Origin of the sequence: Francisella uliginis (assembly GCF_001895265.1) — a bacterium.
Lineage (GTDB): Bacteria > Pseudomonadota > Gammaproteobacteria > Francisellales > Francisellaceae > Francisella > Francisella uliginis.
The window spans coordinates 422,807-443,278 of sequence record NZ_CP016796.1; the positions used below are offsets into that span (position 1 = coordinate 422,807).

Sequence of the window (20,472 nt, forward strand, 5' to 3'; positions counted from 1 at the left end):
TTTAGCCTCCAGCAACTTCTTTAGGAACATAATCTTTAAGATTTGTTTCTTGCATTCTAACTCTTGTATTAAACGCATAATCACCAACTTTAACAAGAGGCTTAACAAGAGCTGAATTTTCCCAAAGACTATTTTCTTTTACTGAATCAAAAGAGTTTAATGTCGAACAAACTATTGCAAAGACAAAGCCAAAACGCACTAAAGCAATAAAAAAAGCAAATATTGTATTTGTGAGACTTTCTTTTTCTTTATTGTTGCGTAAAAAAACTTTCATAATACCGAAAATTATCAAATATGCGCCAAGAAGAACTAATATAAACGATACGATATACGCAATATTGAGATCTTCTATTAAAGAGTTTATATATGCTTGTTGTATTTTTTGGGCTAAAATTCCAGCTAGAACAACTGAGAAAATCATAAGAACCAGTAATACTATATTTTTAAATAATCCCTTTACTGAAGCAAAAAGACTTAATATTAAAATCACTATTATTATTAAAATATCTAAAAAGTTAATGCTCTCTAAAAAATCCATATTCTACTATCCCGATATAATATCTTTTATTTGGTTTAGATTAGTTATTCCGATAATTTCAATACCATTAGGAGTTGCTGATTTTGAAATATTTGCCTGAGGAACTATAATTTTTTTGAAACCATGTTTCTTAGCCTCATTAATTCTTTCGATGCCATATGGAATAGGGCGTATTTCCCCAGATAAGCCAACCTCTCCCATTATTAGCATATCATGAGGTATTTCTATTTCTTTGATACTTGAATAAATTATCAAAATAAGTGCTAAGTCGATACTTGTTTCATTTATTTTAATACCACCAACAACATTTAAAAAAACATCTTTGTCGTATAAATCGATATGCATATAGCGTTGTATAACAGCTAAAATCATCGCTAGACGATTACTATCAATACCGACACATAATCTTCTTGGAGGTTGGTTGATATTTTTATCAACAACTAAAGATTGTAGCTCAACTAGTAATGGACGAGTTCCCTCCCAGACAGAGACTATTACACTACCAACAAGATTTGTCCTTCCGTTATTTAAGAATATTGCCGAAGGGTTTTTGACTTCTTTCATACCTTTGTCAGTCATGGCAAATATACCTATTTCATTGACAGCACCAAATCTGTTTTTAAGTGCACGCATCATACGATATCTACCATTATCTTGAGACTCAATAAAGATTACAGCATCAACAATATGCTCTAAAACTCTGGGCCCAGCTACATCTCCAGACTTTGTGACATGTCCAACAAGGAATATTGCTATTTCATGTTGTTTGGCAACTTGTGTGATATATGCTGTAGATTCACGTACTTGTGAAACTCCCCCGACCATAGATTGAAGCTCAGGGTTATACATAGTTTGAATTGAGTCGATAACAATAACTTCTGGCTTGTGCTTAATAATGTAATTAGAGATTTGTTCAATATTAGTTTCACACATTACCAATAGCTCATCTTTAGGTAGATCGAGTCTTTCTGCTCTTAATGCGATTTGTTCTAGAGATTCCTCTCCGCTTACATATAAGACCTTCTTATTTAAGGATAAAAAGGCCATTATTTGTAATAAAATAGAAGATTTACCAATACCAGGGTCTCCACCAACTAAAGTCACAGAGCCTTTAACTATTCCACCACCAAGGACCCGATCAAACTCTGCTATGCTTGTTGATGTACGAGAATATTCTTTACCTTTGATATCTGAAAGTGCTGTAGCTTTTGAGATGCTTCCTGAAAAACCAGCTCGAGATTTTGGAGTCTTTTTAGGGTCTGCTTGGATTTCCTCAACAAGAGTATTCCATTGATTGCAACTGTAGCATTGTCCTTGCCAGCGATGCGAAGTAGCGCCACATTCTTGACAAATAAATATAGTTTTTTGCTTTGACATAAAAAGATTACTTTATTTTGTATCCTAATAAATATTTATTAAGAATTCTTTCTGTTTCTGATGCATTTGGTCCAATGAATTGAACTATGTAGCGGTATTGGTTACTATTTTCTTTATTTGATAAGCGAATATTTTTAGGGTAAACAGAAACTACTCGTGTTTCACAACCAACTTGCTCTTTTAGTTCAGTTAGCGTGATTGAAATTCTAATAATATCTCCTAGATGTAGAGTTTGAGGAGTGCTAATTTCCATACCACCATCTTTAATTATACGAAAATGTGAGTTGTAAACTTGTTCACGATGATCAAAGGTGTACTCTAGCTCTTGTTTAATATCTTCTTCGCCATAATCTACTGATACTCTACCTTCTACTATATCACTATTAAAGCTATCTTCAGGTTCCTCTTGATGCTTCTCTTCAGGTTCCTCCTGATGCGTTTCTTTAGAAGGTTCAGTTGTTTCTTTTTCCTCGATAAAATCATCATCTAATAACGATGGATCTAAGCCTTGGCTTTCATCTAAATTGATTTCAATAACATTAACATTCTCGTCTGAATCATCATTATCATCGTCATCATCAATATCATATTCAGGATTTTGTGAATGATCAGTCTCATTTTCAAACTCATCATCTTTATGTTTATCTTTATCTATTAAATCATCTTGTCTGCGTTGTGATTTTTGAGGTTTTTCATCAAGCAATCCAGATCGAGAATTTTTTTTGCTATCTTTTTCTTTAGTATTTCCAGCACCTTTTTTTAGAAGATCTAATCTACTGCTCATTTCATACGCCTCTTTGATCTTAATTTTAGTATCTTATAGCTAAGATATATAATACTTGAAAGTAAAATAAGTATAAATATAGATAGATATTTATTATCAGATATCCAGTTAGATATATCTACATGGTTGACAAACTTTAAGATAGCATGACCAAATAAATATCCCAATGTTATATAGATAAATGACCATATCAAACTACTTAAAGCATCCAAGCTAACAAATTTACACTTACTAACATTACTAAGGCCAACTATCAATATAGTTACAGTCCTTAAGCCATATAAAAACCTAATGCTAAGGATAGCTAATGTTTCATATTTTTCTAAAAATTCTGAAGATTTTTTAGCTTTACAGCTCCAAGATGCTTTTCTTTGAATAAGCTTCTTGCCAATAAATTTAGAAAGAATAAAAATAGTATTATCATGTGCAATAGCTCCTAAAGTTGCGGCTATAATAACTAAAGGATAACTAAAAAGAGTAGCTGCTGTAGCAATACCTACCATAATTAGGAAAATCTCTCCTTCAATAAAGACAGCTAAAGCCACAGCTAAATAGCCCCAATCAATTAATAGGCTCCAAAACTCATGTTGGCTCATAGTTATTTCTTATAAGCTTTTGTGATTAGTAGTTCATCTAATATAACTAGTGCTAACATAGCTTCTGCTATTGGTACACCTCTTATACCAACACAAGGATCATGTCTTCCCTTAGTTATGACTGTAGTATTATCACCTTTAGTATCTATGCTTTTACCTGGTTGTAAAATACTAGATGTTGGTTTAAAAGCTAGTTTTGCAGTTATATCTTGCCCCGTAGAGATTCCTCCAAGAATTCCTCCGGCATGATTTGTTAAAAAGCCTTGGTCTTGAGTTATTTCATCACGGTGTTGACTACCTTTTTGTGCAACACAGTCAAACCCATCACCAATGCTTACAGCTTTAACAGCATTTATACTCATTAGAGCATGAGCAATATTAGCATCAAGTCTATCAAAGACAGGCCTGCCTAGCCCCGCATCTAAGCCAGTTGCAACAACTGTTACTTCAGCGCCTATTGAGTCACCTTCTTTACGAATTTTATGAATTAGTTTTTCACAGTTTTCGATAGCATTTTTATCAGCAATAAAAAAAGGATTTTGATTTATGAAATCTTGTTCTTTAAAGTCTATCTTGAGATCTCCTATCTGTGAACAGTATCCATAAACCTCAATATTATGATGTTTCAAAATCTTTTTAGCTATTGCTCCTGCGGCAACACGCATAGCAGTTTCGCGTGCTGAAGATCTACCACCACCTCTATAGTCACGAATTCCATATTTCTTAAAATATGTATAATCAGCATGACCAGGGCGGAACTTCTCTTTTATTTCACCATAGTCTTTTGATTTTTGATCTTGGTTTTTTATAACTAAGCCAATAGGAGTACCTGTTGTTTTACCCTCAAAAACTCCAGAAATTATTTTAACCTCATCTGGCTCTTTGCGTTGCGTTGTAAATTTTGATTGTCCTGGCTTACGTCTGTCGAGCTCTATTTGAATATCTTCTTCAGTTAGTGGGATATTACTCGGACAACCATCAATAATGGCAGCAAGAGAATCTCCGTGACTTTCGCCACATGTTGTTACTGTAAAAATTTTACCAAAAGTGTTTCCTGACATGCTTGAAAATAGTAAGTAGTTTATGTGTTTTATAATAGCATAAATACTAATTTTATTTTACATGTATCTAGTTTTGATTCTATAACTTTGTAGGTGATATTATAATAGGCTTATATTCCTTAGTATAACAAAGGTCAAAGTTAGCATTAAGGATTTAATTACTGCTGGAAATATTAATACAACTCCTTTATTAAATGCTTCTTTAGATCCAATTATAAAAATAAGCCTACAAAAACCACAAATAATAATTATAAGATGTAGAACTATCATCCAATTAAAAATGACAAATGTTTTATCATCTGAAAAATATGAGTTTTCTTTTAATAAATAGAAAAAAATTGCAACTATAAGAAAACCAATAATATATCCACCAGTAGGACCAAGCAAAGCCTTTATTCCCGTTGAGTTATTTGAGAATATGGGTAATCCAACAATACCAAGAATTACATAAGCAAAGATACTTAGAAGCATGACTTCTGTTGGAATAAATAAAACAATAAGACCTATTGCATAAGATTGTAAAGTTATAGGAGTAGGTAGTTGTTTTATATTGATACTTGCTCTAGATGATAGAATTAATAAAAACAGCGATAAAAGAAAATAAATAGTTTCAAAGTATAGCAATGTTAGTCACCTACTTATTTATAAAGTATAGTCTTAGTTGGCTTTTGTTGCATTTTTATAGTAAATCTTCTGAATTAATAGAACTAATATTACTGGAAGTATTGAGCCGGCATTAATTTTATAGACCTTATCCCAAGAAAAAAACATGCAACTTGATAAATATAGGCAAGTACCCGCTAGAGCTATTAGTATAAAAGCTAAACTATATCCATCTGCTCTTTTTTGCTTATAGTTTTTATAGATTTGGGGAAACCAAAAGAATATGCTTATAGTAAAACCAACATATTGTGCAACCTGATATACAATAGCTGAGTTTGAGCCCATTGCTAACATTGCAATTGCAAAACATATTATAAAAAGCAAGTTAGCTAGTTCAGGAACCTTTTTAGATAAGAATGTGATTTGTAACTGCTGGATACAGACTCCAAGTAGGTAAAAGATGGCTACAACTGCATATTGCCATTCATATCCACATCCTATAGTTATAACCATATCACATAGCACAGAAATAAAAATTGCAAATTGAGATAAAACACTTACGTTAGTTAATCTTTCCCTATGTTTCATATTGTATATGACTTGCGGAAAGTACTGTATTGAGTATGCAAAAAAACCAGCATTAAGAATTATTGCACCAACAAGCTCTTTAGTAATAATATTAACCTCAATCTATAATTAATGTGGTTTATTAATATTATATAAGTTTTTTATTAAATATATTATCTTTATTTTTAACTTTTGTTAAAAAGATATAAATATGCACCATAACCATCTTTTTTCATATCTTTTTTGGGAATGAATTTAAGAGCTGCAGAATTCATACAGTATCTTTTACCAGAAGGTTGAGGACCATCATTAAAAACATGACCTAAATGAGATTTGCCATGTTTAGATAAAACTTCTGTTCTGCTCATAAACCAGCTATTGTCAGTTTTTGTGATAATAAAAGACTTGTCAATTGGCTTTGTAAAACTGGGCCAACCTGTTCCTGAGTTATATTTATCTGTTGAACTAAATAAAGGCTCACCTGAAACAATATCTACATATATACCTTGTTTATGATTATTCCAATATTTATTATTAAAGGCTCTTTCAGTTCCTCCTTTTTGGGTTACGTAGTATTGTAGTTTATTAAGTTTTCCTAGAGCTTCTTGTTTATTATAATTTTGCCACTTCGGTGTTTCAGATAAACCAAATATTGGAATAGTTAATATTAATAAAACTAGAAAATTTTTCATAAAGGCGATGAATTTAGAAATAATATGATATTTTGATTTTAGCATAACTAACTTCGCAAATATCATAGGTTAAGAGTATTATTTAGATTAAAAATCTTTAATGTGGACTATATTTATAAATATTTGTATTATTGAATAGAGTGTATATTTAAGACATAGGAGAGTACTTATGACTATAAATAAATCTTATAAAATATTAGGCTTAGGAATAGCTATAATTTTATTAACAGGATTTTCTCTTTTTGAAGAGGGTTCATATGATAGAGGTCATGATGGCGAGCTAATTGTTCATATGAAAAGTACAGATACAGGTAAAGAAGTAGGCACAATCACAATATCACCTTATATTCAAAATGATAAGCAACAAGGCATGTTGATAACTCCTCATCTATATAATTTACCCAAATCTGGTACACATGGCATGCATATCCATATTAATCCAAGTTGCGCAGATAAAGGAAAGGCAGCTGGAGGACATTGGGATCCTCAAGAGAATGGTAAGCATTTAGGTCCGTATAATGAAAATGGCCATAAAGGTGATTTACCTGTTCTGATTGTTAATCCTAATGGTACAGCTAATAAACCTGTGCTGGCACCTAAATTAGATTCGTTAGAGGAGCTCGTTGGGCATAGTCTAATGATTCATGAGGGATCAGATAATTATTCAGATAATCCTAAGCCTCTTGGTGGTGGAGGTAAAAGAGTCTGGTGCGGAGTTATTTCAGATTAAGTATTATGTATTACGAAACAGTAATCCGTTTAGGATTTTTTATAGGAATATTTCTAGTTATAGCTTTATGGGAGCTTATTGCGCCTATGAGGAAGTTAAAAATATCAAAGAAAAAGCGTTGGAGTAATAACTTAGCGTTAGTAGTATTAAATACTCTTTTACTTAGAGTTATTTTCCCTACAACAGCAGTTGGGGTTGCGTTACTTTGTAATGATTATAATTTGGGTTTACTTAATATATTGGATATACCTTTATGGTCTAAGATTACTATAGCATTTTTAGTTTTAGATTTTGCTATATATACCCAGCATGTATTATTTCACTATTTACCTTTGTTATGGAGATTTCATAAGGTTCATCACATTGATTTAGATTATGATGTTACTACAGGGTTACGCTTTCATCCTATTGAAATAGTTTTATCAATGTTTATAAAATTTGCAGTAATATATTTTATAGGAGCTCCTGTATTAGCGGTAGTTATTTTTGAGGTTACTTTAAATGGATTAGCCTTATTTAATCATGGCAATATTAGACTTTTTAAGAAATTAGATGGTTTTTTAAGATTCTTTATAGTTACTCCAGATGTTCATAGAGTGCATCATTCAACTATATCCTCTGAAACTAATTCAAACTTTGGCTTTAACTTAATTTTTTGGGATAGGTTACTTGGAACATATAAAAGTCAGCCTAACAAAGGTCATATATTAATGGATATAGGTTTAGATGAATATAAAGATTCTAATACAACTCAAAAACTTAAAAGTATGCTTAAAATCCCTTTTCTTAGGTAATTCTATGTGCGTGCTTTTGCTTGAATTGTTGATTAATTTAATTGATAATAATAGCTAGTTAAACTTTAGAAGAGAGATATCAATGATGTCAGCAATAAATGAGTTAGGTAAAGTTTATGAGCGTCCTTGGGGAACTTATCAAACAATTAATTTTACAGAAAAAAGTCAAACTAAAATCATCACAGTAAAGCCTAAAGGACAACTTTCTTTGCAGAAACATTTTAAAAGAGCTGAGCATTGGGTTGTTGTGACAGGTAAGCCAACTATAACAGTTGATGATAGTGTTAAAGAATTTAATGTTGGAGAGCATATATTTATCCCTAAAGAGTCTGTACATAGATTAGAAAACTTTACTGATGGTGATATTCAAATTATTGAAGTTCAAGTAGGTGATTACCTTGGTGAAGACGATATCGTACGATTAGAAGATATCTACAAGCGTGATTAGGATTACCTAGTTTAAACATATAAAAGCCTCAGAGAATAATTGTGTCATCCTCGTGCTGTGACACGAGGATCTCTTGGCTAATGGATTATATTTTAGAGATTCCAGATCAAGTCTGGAATGACGATATTTCAGTGTTAAGTAAGTATGAAGCTATAAACTGGAGATAGTTAATGACTATAAAATCAAAGGCAGCTGTTGCATATAAGGCAAGTCAACCATTAACTGTTGAGATGGTTAATGTTTCTTTACCTAAAGATAATGAAGTTTTAGTTGAGATTAAAGCAACTGGTATTTGTCATACAGATGCATTTACTCTATCAGGTGCAGATCCAGAGGGTCTATTTCCAGCAATATTAGGTCATGAAGGTGCTGGTGTTGTAGTAGAGGTTGGTAAAAATGTTACATCTGTAAAACCTGGTGATCATGTAATTGCTCTTTATACTCCAGAATGTAGAGAATGTGAATATTGTTTAAATCCAAAAACTAATCTATGTCAGGCAATTCGAGAGACTCAAGGAAAAGGTTTAATGCCTGATGGTAGCTCAAGATTCACTACACAAGATGGTCAAGAAATATTTCATTATATGGGTTGCTCGACATTTTCAAACTATACAGTCTTACCAGAAATAGCTGTGGCTAAGATCCGTAAAGATGCCCCTTTGGATAAGGTTTGTTATATCGGGTGTGGAGTAACCACTGGTGTTGGAGCTGTTGTTAAAACTGCAAATGTTGAGCCTGGATCTAGTGTTGTTGTATTTGGGCTAGGAGGAATTGGTTTAAATGTGATTCAGGGAGCTAAACTTGTTGGAGCTGGACAAATAGTTGGTGTTGATCTTAATAATGATAAAAAAGAGTTAGCAGAAAAGTATGGCATGACAGATTTTGTGAATCCAAATGAAATTGATGAAGATCTTGTACAACACTTAATACGTCTAACTGGTGGTGGAGCTGATTATAGTTTTGAATGTATTGGTAATACAAAAGTTATGCGCCAGGCTTTAGAGTGTGCTCATAAAGGTTGGGGGCAAAGTGTAATAATAGGCGTTGCCGGAGCTGGTCAAGAAATTAGCACAAGACCATTTCAGCTTGTAACAGGTCGTACTTGGAAGGGCTCAGCCTTTGGTGGTATGCGTGGTAGAACTGATGTGCCAATGATAGTTGATTGGTATATGGATGGTCGTATAGATATTGATAACCTTATTACTTCAAATATAAAAATTGAAGATATTAATAAAGGTTTTGAAGATATGTATAACAATATTAGAACAGTTGTTACTTTTTAGTATTATTTCTTAGAAATTTTTGTAGTCATTCTTTGCGAAGGCGGGAATCCTTTAAATAGCTAGGAGGTTACTCACACTTCCAGTGACTAGAGGGATGACGATAATTTTTTTATAGGAGATACCGAATTAATTCAGTATCATTTTATTGTAGATTTGGTTATAGCTTATTAGGGATAAAAGTAGTACATTCTATCATTCTGAACTCGTTTCAGGATCTCAAAAAATCAATACTTATAGTGAGATGCTGAAATAAATTCAGCATGACATTTTTATGTATAGTTAGCTTTATAATAAAAATATCTAGAAAATAAATTATTTATTGTTATAAGCTTTAATAGCCTTTTCAAGTAGTTCTAGAGCTCTTCTAAGCGATTTTTCTTCTAAGATATATGCAATTCGGACTTCATCTTTACCAAGACCTTTAGTCGCATAGAAATCAGCTGCTGGTGATACCATTACTGTTTCTTTATTATCTTCAAAATCAGTTAGTAACCACAGAGCAAATTTTTCTGCATCATCGATAGGTAGTTTTGCAACTACATAAAAAGCACCAGTTGGTTTTTCACAAATCACATCTTCCATTTTAGAAAGAGCTTCAAAAGTTACATCTCTTCTTTTTTGATACTCTTTATTTACTTCTTGTAAATATTCTTCAGAAACTTCATAAAGAGCTGCTGAGCCTATTTGCTCAAGAGTTGGTGCACATAATCTTGTCTGACAAAGCTTTGTTACTTGAGTGATAAACTCTTTATTCTTTGAGCAAAGAGAGCCAATTCTAGCTCCACAAGCACTATAACGCTTAGAAACTGAATCAACTACTATAACTCTATCTTCAACACCTTTGATATTACCGAAAGAAGTGCAAGTAAGTCCATCATATGTAAACTCACGATATACTTCATCGCTAATAATAAATAGATCCTTCTCTTTAGCAACTTCAGCTAAAAGTTCAAGCTCTTCTTTAGTATAGACAACACCTGTTGGATTTCCTGGGTTAGAAATCATAATTGCACGAGTTTTATTTGTAACACATGCTAAGATTTCTTCTTTTGATGGCAAATGAAAACCATCTTCAGCTTTTGTTGTAATTGGTTTGATAGCTACATCAACAGCAGTAGTAAAACCGTTGTAGTTTGTATAGAAAGGTTCTGGTACAAGTATCTCATCACCAGCATTACAAGTTGCAATTGCTGCAAATATAAGAGCTTCTGAACCACCATTTGTGATTAAAATTTCATTCTCAGCAAAATCTATACCAAACCTTTTGTAGTATTTTGAAATTGCCTTGATTAGGCTAGGTTCGCCATTTGCTACTGAGTAAGCAATAGTTTCTTTATCATAAGCTCTAATAGCATCCATAAACTCGCGAGGAGTTTTAATATCTGGCTGACCAATATTTAGATGATAAACTTTTTTACCTTCTTTTTCAGCTTGGATTGAATATGGCACTAACTTACGCACGGGAGAGGCTTGCATTGCCTGTACTCTTTTTGATAATTGCATTTTTTGTTGATCCTATATTTTGGGTTTCACATAATCGATTATAATATATTTTTGTCTAGTAAAGAAAGGTTAATGAATTATATTTGTTGACAAAACTTGTATAAAATCAAACTAGAATATATATTAGGTATGTTCAATAAAAAAATATCTGATCACTTATGTTGCTACATTTATCTATAAAAAACTTTGCGATCATAAAATCTACAGAGATCGATTTTAAAGGTGGTATGACAGTTTTAACTGGAGAGACCGGTGCTGGTAAGTCTATACTACTTGATGCTTTAAGTTTTGTACTTGGAGCCAGACTTGAAAAGACATTTTTGCATGATGATCAAGTTACTGAAGTGTCGGCTGCTTTCTGTATAAAAGATAATCAAAAAGCAAAGAGGCTTTTGGATGAACTCTTTATTGATTATGAAAGTAATGAATGTATTTTTAGACGTGTTGTTAATAAATCAAAACAAAGTCGCTTATTTATAAATGGTAGTGTAGTTAAAGCAGCAGATGTCAAAAAGGTATCAGATAAACTAATAAATATTTATAGCCAAAATTCACATCAAGATTTATTAGATCCAAAATCTCAGTTAAGCTTATTAGATAGCTTTGCAAATAATGATCAATTGTTAGCTTCTGTTTCAGAATTTTTTTATCGACTACAAAAAGTAAATTCCCAAATAAAAGGTCTACAAGAGTTGGTTGATAGCCAAAATAGTCAACGAGAGTTGCTTGAATATAAATTAGAAGAACTTATTTCTCTAGAATTGGGTGAAAATGAGTTTGAAGAGTTATCTCAAAAGCAAAAGGATTTGTCTAGCGTAGATGATATTAGTTATAGTTTAAATCTCATATCTAATTTAATGTATGATGAAGAGACAAATATAACAGCGATGCTTAGTGAACTTGAAAAAGAGGCATTAAAATTAGAAGGAGCAAGCTTTAGTAATCTGCAAGAACTAATATCTCAGACAAAAGTATATGCCCAAGAAGCTTACCAAGAAGCTCAAAATAAATTAGAGTCACTTGAGCAAGATCCTAAAGAGCTTGCAAAAATAGAACAAAGAATGAGTGAAGTATATGATCTTGCGCGTAAGCATAAGGTAGAGCCTAGTTATTTATATCAATATATTCAGGAACTACAAGCTGAACTTGAGAGTTTTGCTAATGAAAATACTAGATTAAATGAACTTGAAGAGCAAAAGCAAGATTTAGAGCAAAAATATACTGAGTATGCAACTAAGCTTAGTAATGCTCGTAATAAAGCTGCAAAAGAGTTTTCAAAGCAAGTAGAGAGAAATATTCGTTCATTAAATATTCCTAAGGGTAGTTTTGTTGCACAAGTGATAAAAACCGACACAAATACTTCAAGGGGGTTTGATGAATGTCAGTTTATGATTAATTTTAATCTTGGAGAAGAACTTGCGCCTGTTAAAAAAGTAGCTTCAGGTGGTGAATTAAGTAGGATAGGGTTATCAATACAAGCTGTTTCTGCTGAGAAACGTTCATATCCGACTTTAATCTTTGATGAGGTGGATGTTGGTATATCTGGGGCAACTGCTGAAATAGTTGGTAAGCTTTTGAAGAAACTTTCTGAGAAGTTACAAGTTTTATGTATTACACATCAACCTCAAGTTGCTGCTCAAGGTCAAACTCATCTGCATGTAAGTAAGAAGTACCTTAAAGATACAACAGAGTCTAAAATTATAGAGCTTAACTATGATCAGCGTATTACAGAGATAGCTAAGATAGTAGGCGGAGTAGATATATCTGAGAATACGCTTAAGCATGCTAAGGAGTTGTTGGATCTGTAAATATTAGTATGACTCACTAATACAAGTATTTGGAAGATCTCCATTTTCTAAGTGATTAGCATCTTCATTGTATGTACATTGCCAAGTTATAATAGTTCCTTGTATTTGTCCGACTAGTCTAATTAAATCTGTACTGTCAAATTCGCTGTCGGGATATAATTCTCCAAGACTTAACTGTATAGTTGCTCCAGATGTATTAACATTTATTACAGAATAACCCTGAGATAAAGTATAATCTTGTTCGGAAATACCTAGCCCCGAATTTAGATCATCAGCTATAGCTGTACGTAATTGACCAGTATTGGCATATATGTTAGATATTGTTCGAGCACGGAGTTTATAGTTGCTATATATTGGGATAGATATAGAGGCCAATATACTTATTATACCAATAACTACCATTAGCTCTATTAGTGTAAAACCTTTTGACTTACTGATTTTCATTATAAAAATCCAATCTTTTTAAGACATCTTTATTAGTTCTAAACTATAGAGCAACTTGTTGGAGCTTGTGACCGATCGACACCTTCTACGCTACAATCCCATGTAACCGATCCACTTCCTGCAGTTGGAGTTAGCATTATTTTTGAACCACTAATAATACTACTTGTATCTATGTCTATTCTTCCAGTAGTTACTCCATCATTTACAGTTACTCCGGGAGGTAAGTTTTGTATATTAATTACAGAGTAATTAGTATTGCCTTCATTTTCTATAATATATTCTACAGCACTAGTTTTTATTGCTCCAATTTTTGTAAGTTGAGATCCTAGTTTAGCACGAACCGTATAGTCTGAGTACATGGGCATAGCTATTGCTGCTAAGATAGCAATAATAGCAATCACAACCATTAACTCAACAAGTGAGAAGCCTTTTTGAGTTTTTGTTTTAAAAATTTTCATTTTTATCCTTACATATTATTATAAAATCCTAGTTTATTATACATATACAATACTAGGTATAAATAATTATAAAGATAAAAAGGTCTTATGCAACAATATTTGGAAAAATTAGAAAAGTGAATAAATTTAGAAATAAAAAAACATAGTAAGAGGATTAATTTAATATATTATATAAGAAATATTCTTTTATGTCATTTGAGTTACTGCTACAGATGATCCTGATACAGTACAGTTACTTGGCAGTTGAGATTGAGTAAAGCCAGAACCAGTACAAGTCCACGTTACAGAACCAGAGTTTTTAGTAGGTGATAGTCTAACAAAGTTAGGACCAGTAGTAGCATCAGCAGTACCGTCACCATTAGCATCCATAGAAATACTGATATTACCATTAGCATCATATGCTATTTCAGGATCTCTATTAATATTTGTAAGAGTACTCGGTAGAGTACTTCCATGATTTAGAGCTTCACTGACATCAGCTTTTACACCACCAACTTTTGAGATTTCACTACCGATTCTTGCACGAGTCGTATAGTTCGAGTACATAGGGATAGCTACTGCTGCTAAGATAGCAATAATAGCAATCACTACCATTAACTCAACTAGTGAGAAACCTTTTTGAGTTTTTGCTTTTAAGTTTTTCATGATTATTTTCCTTATAGGTTATTTTACATTTCTCTGAGGGTTTGGTGAAAATTTCATCCTTACCATCAGGTATGAGTAATTATAAAGATAAAAATAACTCAATCAAGTATTTTTGAAAAAAAAGTAATTAACCTTATTTAATGAAGGCGGGAAGATTATAAAGATTGTTGATTTAATAATACTCCAAACCTGTAATTATAAAATATAGTCAATCCGAATGTATTGTGTATATTTATGCGATCATCTTGAATTTGATTCCGGATCCGGAATGACAGGTTTTATTTTACATAAGTCATTTGGATTAATTATATAATAATACCATAAAACATCGTCATCCTCGTGCTTGACACGGGGATCTTTTGGCTATTTCAAAGATTCCCGCCTACGCGGGAAGGACCAGAGATATTAAACCAACAGCCTTTTATATTTTTAATAGAGTACTGGAAATGTCTGTTATACTTGTTCTATAAAGAAATACTTTATGTGAAAAAAGATAATGAAAGAAATTGTTAAAAATAATTTTGAACAGCTAAAAGATTTTTTTAAAAAGCCTAAAGTTTTAGATGAAAAAATTCCTAAATACTTAGAGTTAAAATATACTTTTATACTTATAATGCTAGTTGTGGTATTTGTGTTTTACAATGTAGATACCCCAGTTGAGGATTATATCAAGCATTCTATGCCTCATATTATAGATACTATCTTTAGAGATATTACAAATGTAGGTAAGGCTGAATATATTCTGATAATCTGTGTAGTTATAATTCTTGCAAGATTAGTATGTAACCCTAAAAAGATTTCTGAAAAATTTGAAGGTTTGTTTAATAAATTATCAGTTTATGCTGGGTTTATGATTGCAACAGTTGCAATTAGTGGTATTGTAGGGCAAATATTAAAAATGATAATAGGTAGAGCACGTCCTAAGTTCTTTTTGCAGTATGGCTCTCATTACTTTGAGCACTTTCATGCTCCTGGATATAATTTTGCAAGTATGCCATCAGGACATTCAATAACCGTAGCAGCAATGTTTTTAGTATTTATGTATATGCTACCAAGGTTAAAATATATGTGGTATGTGTTAATTGTAATATTTGCTGGTAGTAGAGTGATAATTGCTGCTCATTATCCCAGTGATGTTATATTTGGTGTAGCTATAGGCTTATATAGTACAACTTATATTTATTATTGGATGAAAAATAGAAAAATGCTGTAAGATTAAATCTAAATTTATTGTATCTTTAGTTCAAAAAATAGTTTCAAAAAAATATCAAAAGTTTACATAAATTTGTTATTATTATAAGCATAGATCTTAATTTATGTCCTAAACAAATTAACTATGGTTTTAATCGATGGAAAAGCTCTTTCTCTGAGTCTAAAAGAGAGGTTATCACAACAAGTCAAAGAATATAAAAATGATACAGGAATAACTCCAAAGCTTGTGGCTATAATAGTTGGAGATGATCCTGCTAGTAAAACTTATGTTGGCTCTAAGGAGAAAGCTTGCGCGAAGGTTGGTATTGATTCTGATGTGATTACTTTACCTGAAACAACTTCAGAACAAGAGCTATTAACATTAATAGACAAATTAAATGATGATAATAGTGTTAATGGGATTCTTGTGCAACTTCCTTTGCCAGCACATATTGATAAACAAAAGGTTATATACAATATTAAGCCTGAGAAGGATGTGGATGGTTTTCATCCTACTAACGTAGGCAGACTTCAGCTAAGAGATAAGAAATGTCTCGAGTCGTGTACTCCTAAAGGTATTATGACAATGTTAAGAGAGTATGGTATAAAAACTGAAGGTGCTTATGCTGTAGTAGTTGGTGCGAGTAATATTGTTGGTAAGCCAGTCTCTCAGTTATTATTGAATGCTAAGGCAACTGTGACAACCTGTCATAGATTTACACAAGATCTTAAGTCTCATACAACTAAGGCAGATATATTGATTGTAGCTGTCGGTAAACATAACTTCCTTACTGCGGACATGGTTAAGCCTGGAGCTGTGGTGATCGATGTTGGTATAAATCATGTTAATGGAAAAATACGTGGAGATGTTGACTTTGATGCTGTGAAAGATAAAGTTTCTGCTATTACTCCTGTACCAGGAGGTGTTGGTCCTATGACAATTACAGAGCTTTTATATAATACATTCCAGTGTTGTAAAGAGCAGAATGAAATGATATGAAATTAGGGTTATCCTGAATTCGATTTAGGATTTATAAATTGAAAGATTCCGGACCATTGTCTGGAATGACTTAGAAAAGTTAGGATTTGTTATATCATCCCTAAAAAGTCATACCCGCGAAGGCGGGTATCTGTTAGATATTGGTTATTAATTAGAAAGATTTCCACCTTCGTGGGAATAACGAAGTGGTGTAATGAAAAATGGTTATGTATACATGCTAACAAATAAAAATAGTAGTGTACTGTATGTAAGAGTTACATCAGATATTGTAAGAAGAATTTATGAGCACAAAAGTAAGTTTGTAGATGGCTTTACCAGGAAATATAATTTAAACAAATTAGTTTATTTTGAAATATATGAAAATATTGAAGATGCTATAATTAGAGAAAAACAATTGAAGAATTGGCATAGAAACTGGAAGCTGGATTTGGTGAAAAGTGTAAATCCTACTTTTGAGGATTTATATGAAAGGATAGTTACTTAAGCTTTGGTCATCCTGAACTTGATTCAGGATCTCTTGAGTTTTGCTTATAAAAGATTCCGGATCGAGGTCCGGAATGACATTATATTTTGAATTGATTAAAAAGGAACTTAAAATGGCAAGCTTAAAATATGAAGATGCTGGAGTAAATATTGAAGCAGGGAACCAAGCTGTAGAAAGAATGAAGGGTCATGTCAAAAAGACATTCACGAAAGATGTTTTAACTGGCTTGGGAAGCTTTGGCTCATTATATTCATTAAAGAATATCATTAATAACTATGATGATCCTGTTTTAGTTCAGTCTATAGATGGTGTTGGGACAAAGACTAAAGTTGCTGTAATGTGTGGCAAGTTTGAGAATCTTGGTTATGATCTTTTTTCAGCTGCTACTAATGATATTGTTGTAATGGGAGCTAAGCCAATTACTTTTTTAGATTATGTTGCTCATGATAAGCTAGATCCTGAAATTATGGAAGAGCTTGTTAAAGGGATGTCAAAAGCCTGTGCAGAGTGTGGAGTGTCTTTAGTGGGTGGTGAGACTGCAGAAATGCCTGGTGTATATCAAGCTGGTGAAATTGATATGGTGGGTGTTATTACTGGAGTAGTTGATAAGAATAAAGTTATTAACGGTGAAAATATTAAAGAGGGCGATGTTGTATTTGGACTAAGCTCATCTGGTCTGCATACAAATGGTTATTCTTTTGCACGTAAACTATTCTTTGATGTGGCTGGTAATAAGCATACAGATACTTACCCTGAGCTAGAAGGTAAAACAATCGGTGATGTGTTACTTGAGCCACATATCAATTACACAAATATTGTTCATGATTTTTTAGATAATGGTGTAGATATTAAAGGTATGGCTCATATTACAGGTGGTGGCTTTATCGAGAATATTCCACGTGTGTTACCCGAAGGTTTAGGTGCGCAGATTTCTAAAGATAGTTTTGATACTCCTGCAGTTTTTAAGGTAATGCAGAGAATAGGTGAAATTAGTGAGTTTGAAATGTATAGGTCATTTAATATGGGTATAGGTATGGCTATCATTGCTAGTCAAGATCAATATGAGAAAATGCAACAGCTTGCTGAAAAACATACTAATACGAAGCTATATCAAATAGGTAAAATTACAAATTCAGGTAAGGTGGAAATCATCTAATGATTGATAAACAGATTATCGTAAATAATATAAGAAATGTTTTAAAATCAACAAACCTCGATATCAAAGATAAGTATACAGGTAAAGTTAGAGATATGTACTTTACAGATGATAGAAGTATCTTGATATCCACAGATAGACAATCTGCATTTGATAGATCTTTAGGATTTATTCCTTTTAAAGGGCAGATACTTGCACAATCATCAGTATGGTGGTTTAAAGAAACTGCTCATATTGTCAAAAATCATTTTATAGCCTCACCAGATCCAAATGTTGTGATTGCTCGAAAAGCAAAAGTACTACCTATTGAGTTTGTAGTTAGAGGTTATATAACAGGTTCAACATCTACTTCTTTATGGACTCATTATAAAGATGGTAGTCGTGACTATTGTGGTAATATCCTGCCTGAAGGTTTAGTCAAAAACCAAAAACTTCCACAAAATATACTTACTCCAACTACCAAAGAGCAAGATCATGATCGTCCAATTTCAGCACAAGATATTGTTAAAGAAGGTTGGTTGACTCAAGAACAATGGGATTTTGCCTCACAAAAGGCATTGGAGCTTTTTGAGTTCGGACAGCAGAAAGCACTAGAGCATGGATTAATATTGGCTGATACTAAGTATGAGTTTGGTATTGATGAGAAAACTGGCGAAATTATTTTAATTGACGAAATACACACTCCTGATAGTTCAAGGTTCTGGTTAGAAAGTAGTTATATTGATAGAGTCGAGAAAGGTTTAGAGCCTGAGAATATTGATAAAGAGTTCTTTAGACTTTGGTTTGCCAAAAATTGTGATCCATATAATGATGAGGTTTTGCCTGAAGCGCCTGAAGATCTAGTTGTTGAGCTATCACAAAAGTATATAACGCTTTTTGAGATGATAACTGGACAAAAGTTTGAGTTACCAAAAGAGTTAGAAAATATAAATCAGCGAATAGCTGATAATGTTACAAATTATTTAAATACGGAGAAACAAATGAATATTCTTCTAGTTGGCTCAGGAAGTAGAGAGCATGCTATTGCTGAAGCTGTTAAGAAGAGCTCTATTGAAAATAATCTTTATTGTGTCAGTGGTGCAGTGAACCCGGGTATTGATAAAATAGCACAAGGTTATAAAATTGCTAATATCTGTGATTGTGATGCTGTTTTGGAATATGCAAAAGCAAAAAATGTAAATATAGCAATAATTGGTCCAGAGGCTCCTTTAGAGGCTGGTCTTGCAGACACTCTAAAATCTCAAGGTATAGGCGTAGTTGGACCAACTAAAAAATTGGCTCAATTAGAAACTTCTAAAGGTTTTACTAGAGACTTAATTCGTGATTATGAGGTTGGAGCTAATCCGTTTTTCAAGAAGTTTAACTCAATGGATGGTGTTGAGGAAACACTAAAGAAGTATGCCAAGCAATTTGTGATTAAAGCAGATGGACTTTGCGGAGGTAAAGGTGTACTTGTATGGGGCGATCATTTACATAGCATGTCAGAGGCTATCAAACATTGTCAATCATTAGTAGATGCAGGACAAGAGTTTGTAATAGAAGAGAAACTAGTCGGACAAGAGTTTTCTCTAATATCATTTACTGATGGTAAAAATTTTATCCATATGCCGGCTGTGCAAGATCATAAAAGAGCTCATGAGGGTGATAAAGGTCCTAATACTGGTGGTATGGGAACATATTCTGATGCAGATCATAGCTTACCGTTTTTATCTGATAAAGATATCCAAAGAGCTAAAGAAATTAATGAAAAAGTAGTGCATGCACTGGCAGAGAAATTTGGTGAACTATATCAAGGTATTTTATATGGTGGCTTTATGGCTACTAAAAATGATACCAAAGTCATTGAGTATAATGCTCGTTTTGGTGATCCTGAAGCAATGAACTTGCTAACGCTACTTGAGACTGATTTTGTTGAAATTGTTGAGGCAATAACAAAAGGGACACTTGATAAGATAAGTTCAAGCTTTAAAAAACAAGCAAGTGTTTGTAAATATCTGGTTCCTCTTGGATATCCAAATCAATCAGTGAAGAATTTTGAAATTGATATTTCACAATGTCCAGATAATGTTGAGCTTTTCCTTGGAGCTGTTGATTATAAAGGTGGTAAGTTGATTGGCACAGGATCAAGAGCAATAGCTGTACTTGGTTTGGGAGATACTATTGCAGAAGCTGAACAAAAAGCTGAAAATGCAGTGAAGAATATTTATGGAAAAATGTATCATCGTCCAGATATTGGTACAAAAAAACTTATAAATAAACGCATAAATCATATGAATTTATTACGTGGCGATAAGTATCAGGAGCTATAAA

The 20,472-nt window shown here is 32.6% G+C and carries 22 protein-coding genes; 10 read left to right on the plus strand and 12 right to left on the minus strand.

Annotation, left to right across the window (positions count from 1 at the left end; genetic code table 11):
• Nucleotide 1: 1 nt before the first annotated feature.
• The 8 genes from F7310_RS02170 to msrB form a co-directional block, all read right to left on the minus strand.
• Entirely contained in the window at nt 2-538 is a 537-nt protein-coding gene (locus F7310_RS02170; RefSeq protein WP_072711422.1) for a CvpA family protein, read from the minus strand.
• Between the two features lie 6 nt (nt 539-544).
• Nucleotides 545-1,915 (minus strand): DNA repair protein RadA, encoded by a 1,371-nt coding sequence (radA, locus tag F7310_RS02175; protein ID WP_072711423.1) that lies wholly within the window; start codon nt 1,913-1,915, stop codon nt 545-547.
• Between the two features lie 7 nt (nt 1,916-1,922).
• Nucleotides 1,923-2,699, minus strand: coding sequence for a PilZ domain-containing protein (locus F7310_RS02180; RefSeq protein ID WP_072711424.1), 777 nt, complete (start codon nt 2,697-2,699; stop codon nt 1,923-1,925).
• Nucleotides 2,696-3,295, minus strand: a complete 600-nt coding sequence (locus tag F7310_RS02185; protein WP_072711426.1) for a DedA family protein — start codon at nt 3,293-3,295, stop codon at nt 2,696-2,698. The genes F7310_RS02180 and F7310_RS02185 overlap by 4 nt, the downstream gene beginning before the upstream one ends.
• A 2-nt stretch (nt 3,296-3,297) precedes the next feature.
• The gene (gene aroC, locus F7310_RS02190) at nt 3,298-4,356 is read right to left on the minus strand and encodes a chorismate synthase (RefSeq protein ID WP_072711427.1); all 1,059 of its coding nucleotides are present in this window, start codon (nt 4,354-4,356) and stop codon (nt 3,298-3,300) included.
• Between the two features lie 99 nt (nt 4,357-4,455).
• On the minus strand, nt 4,456-4,980 hold the full coding sequence (locus tag F7310_RS02195; RefSeq protein WP_072711429.1) for a biotin transporter BioY: 525 nt from the start codon (nt 4,978-4,980) through the stop codon (nt 4,456-4,458).
• Nucleotides 4,981-5,013: 33 nt separating this feature from the next.
• On the minus strand, nt 5,014-5,547 hold the full coding sequence (locus tag F7310_RS02200; protein WP_335583436.1) for a PQ-loop repeat-containing protein: 534 nt from the start codon (nt 5,545-5,547) through the stop codon (nt 5,014-5,016).
• A 164-nt stretch (nt 5,548-5,711) separates the two neighbouring features.
• Entirely contained in the window at nt 5,712-6,218 is a 507-nt protein-coding gene (gene msrB, locus F7310_RS02205; RefSeq protein WP_072713518.1) for a peptide-methionine (R)-S-oxide reductase MsrB, read from the minus strand.
• A gap of 169 nt (nt 6,219-6,387) precedes the next feature.
• Between msrB and F7310_RS02210 the strand changes: the two genes are divergently transcribed.
• The 4 genes from F7310_RS02210 to F7310_RS02225 all read left to right on the plus strand — a co-directional run bounded on the left by F7310_RS02210 (nt 6,388) and on the right by F7310_RS02225 (nt 9,473).
• Nucleotides 6,388-6,948 (plus strand): superoxide dismutase family protein, encoded by a 561-nt coding sequence (locus tag F7310_RS02210; RefSeq protein ID WP_072711432.1) that lies wholly within the window; start codon nt 6,388-6,390, stop codon nt 6,946-6,948.
• Nucleotides 6,949-6,953: 5 nt separating this feature from the next.
• Nucleotides 6,954-7,742 carry a sterol desaturase family protein gene (locus tag F7310_RS02215; RefSeq protein ID WP_072711433.1) on the plus strand — a complete coding sequence of 263 codons (789 nt, stop codon included), beginning with the start codon at nt 6,954-6,956 and terminating at the stop codon, nt 7,740-7,742.
• 85 nt (nt 7,743-7,827) lie between these two features.
• On the plus strand, nt 7,828-8,190 hold the full coding sequence (locus F7310_RS02220; RefSeq protein ID WP_072713519.1) for a phosphomannose isomerase type II C-terminal cupin domain: 363 nt from the start codon (nt 7,828-7,830) through the stop codon (nt 8,188-8,190).
• A gap of 170 nt (nt 8,191-8,360) precedes the next feature.
• Nucleotides 8,361-9,473: an S-(hydroxymethyl)glutathione dehydrogenase/class III alcohol dehydrogenase gene (locus F7310_RS02225; RefSeq protein WP_072711435.1), complete on the plus strand. Its 1,113-nt coding sequence runs from the start codon at nt 8,361-8,363 to the stop codon at nt 9,471-9,473.
• Nucleotides 9,474-9,785: 312 nt separating this feature from the next.
• Here F7310_RS02225 and F7310_RS02230 read toward each other — a convergent pair whose 3' ends face one another.
• Nucleotides 9,786-10,976 (minus strand): pyridoxal phosphate-dependent aminotransferase, encoded by a 1,191-nt coding sequence (locus F7310_RS02230; RefSeq protein WP_072711437.1) that lies wholly within the window; start codon nt 10,974-10,976, stop codon nt 9,786-9,788.
• A gap of 158 nt (nt 10,977-11,134) precedes the next feature.
• Here F7310_RS02230 and recN point away from each other — a divergent pair, with 158 nt between their 5' ends.
• Nucleotides 11,135-12,784 carry a DNA repair protein RecN gene (gene recN / locus F7310_RS02235; RefSeq protein WP_072711439.1) on the plus strand — a complete coding sequence of 550 codons (1,650 nt, stop codon included), beginning with the start codon at nt 11,135-11,137 and terminating at the stop codon, nt 12,782-12,784.
• Nucleotides 12,785-12,787: 3 nt separating this feature from the next.
• On the opposite strand, the gene F7310_RS10825 is transcribed toward recN, so the two are convergent.
• The 3 genes from F7310_RS10825 to F7310_RS02250 all read right to left on the minus strand — a co-directional run bounded on the left by F7310_RS10825 (nt 12,788) and on the right by F7310_RS02250 (nt 14,331).
• Entirely contained in the window at nt 12,788-13,228 is a 441-nt protein-coding gene (locus F7310_RS10825) for a prepilin-type N-terminal cleavage/methylation domain-containing protein (protein ID WP_072711440.1), read from the minus strand.
• A gap of 38 nt (nt 13,229-13,266) precedes the next feature.
• Nucleotides 13,267-13,686 carry a pilin gene (locus tag F7310_RS02245; RefSeq protein ID WP_072711442.1) on the minus strand — a complete coding sequence of 140 codons (420 nt, stop codon included), beginning with the start codon at nt 13,684-13,686 and terminating at the stop codon, nt 13,267-13,269.
• 186 nt (nt 13,687-13,872) lie between these two features.
• Complete coding sequence (locus tag F7310_RS02250; RefSeq protein WP_072711443.1) at nt 13,873-14,331, minus strand: pilin; 459 nt, start codon at nt 14,329-14,331, stop codon at nt 13,873-13,875.
• Between the two features lie 493 nt (nt 14,332-14,824).
• Between F7310_RS02250 and lpxE the strand changes: the two genes are divergently transcribed.
• The 5 genes from lpxE to purD all read left to right on the plus strand — a co-directional run bounded on the left by lpxE (nt 14,825) and on the right by purD (nt 20,471).
• Complete coding sequence (gene lpxE / locus F7310_RS02255) at nt 14,825-15,544, plus strand: lipid A 1-phosphatase LpxE (protein WP_072711445.1); 720 nt, start codon at nt 14,825-14,827, stop codon at nt 15,542-15,544.
• 123 nt (nt 15,545-15,667) lie between these two features.
• On the plus strand, nt 15,668-16,522 hold the full coding sequence (gene folD, locus F7310_RS02260) for a bifunctional methylenetetrahydrofolate dehydrogenase/methenyltetrahydrofolate cyclohydrolase FolD (protein ID WP_072711447.1): 855 nt from the start codon (nt 15,668-15,670) through the stop codon (nt 16,520-16,522).
• 193 nt (nt 16,523-16,715) lie between these two features.
• Nucleotides 16,716-17,006: a GIY-YIG nuclease family protein gene (locus tag F7310_RS02265; protein ID WP_072711448.1), complete on the plus strand. Its 291-nt coding sequence runs from the start codon at nt 16,716-16,718 to the stop codon at nt 17,004-17,006.
• A 112-nt stretch (nt 17,007-17,118) separates the two neighbouring features.
• Nucleotides 17,119-18,162, plus strand: a complete 1,044-nt coding sequence (gene purM / locus F7310_RS02270; protein WP_072711450.1) for a phosphoribosylformylglycinamidine cyclo-ligase — start codon at nt 17,119-17,121, stop codon at nt 18,160-18,162.
• Nucleotides 18,162-20,471, plus strand: a complete 2,310-nt coding sequence (gene purD, locus F7310_RS02275) for a phosphoribosylamine--glycine ligase (RefSeq protein WP_072711451.1) — start codon at nt 18,162-18,164, stop codon at nt 20,469-20,471. The genes purM and purD overlap by 1 nt, the downstream gene beginning before the upstream one ends.
• The last annotated feature ends 1 nt before the right edge of the window (nt 20,472 follow it).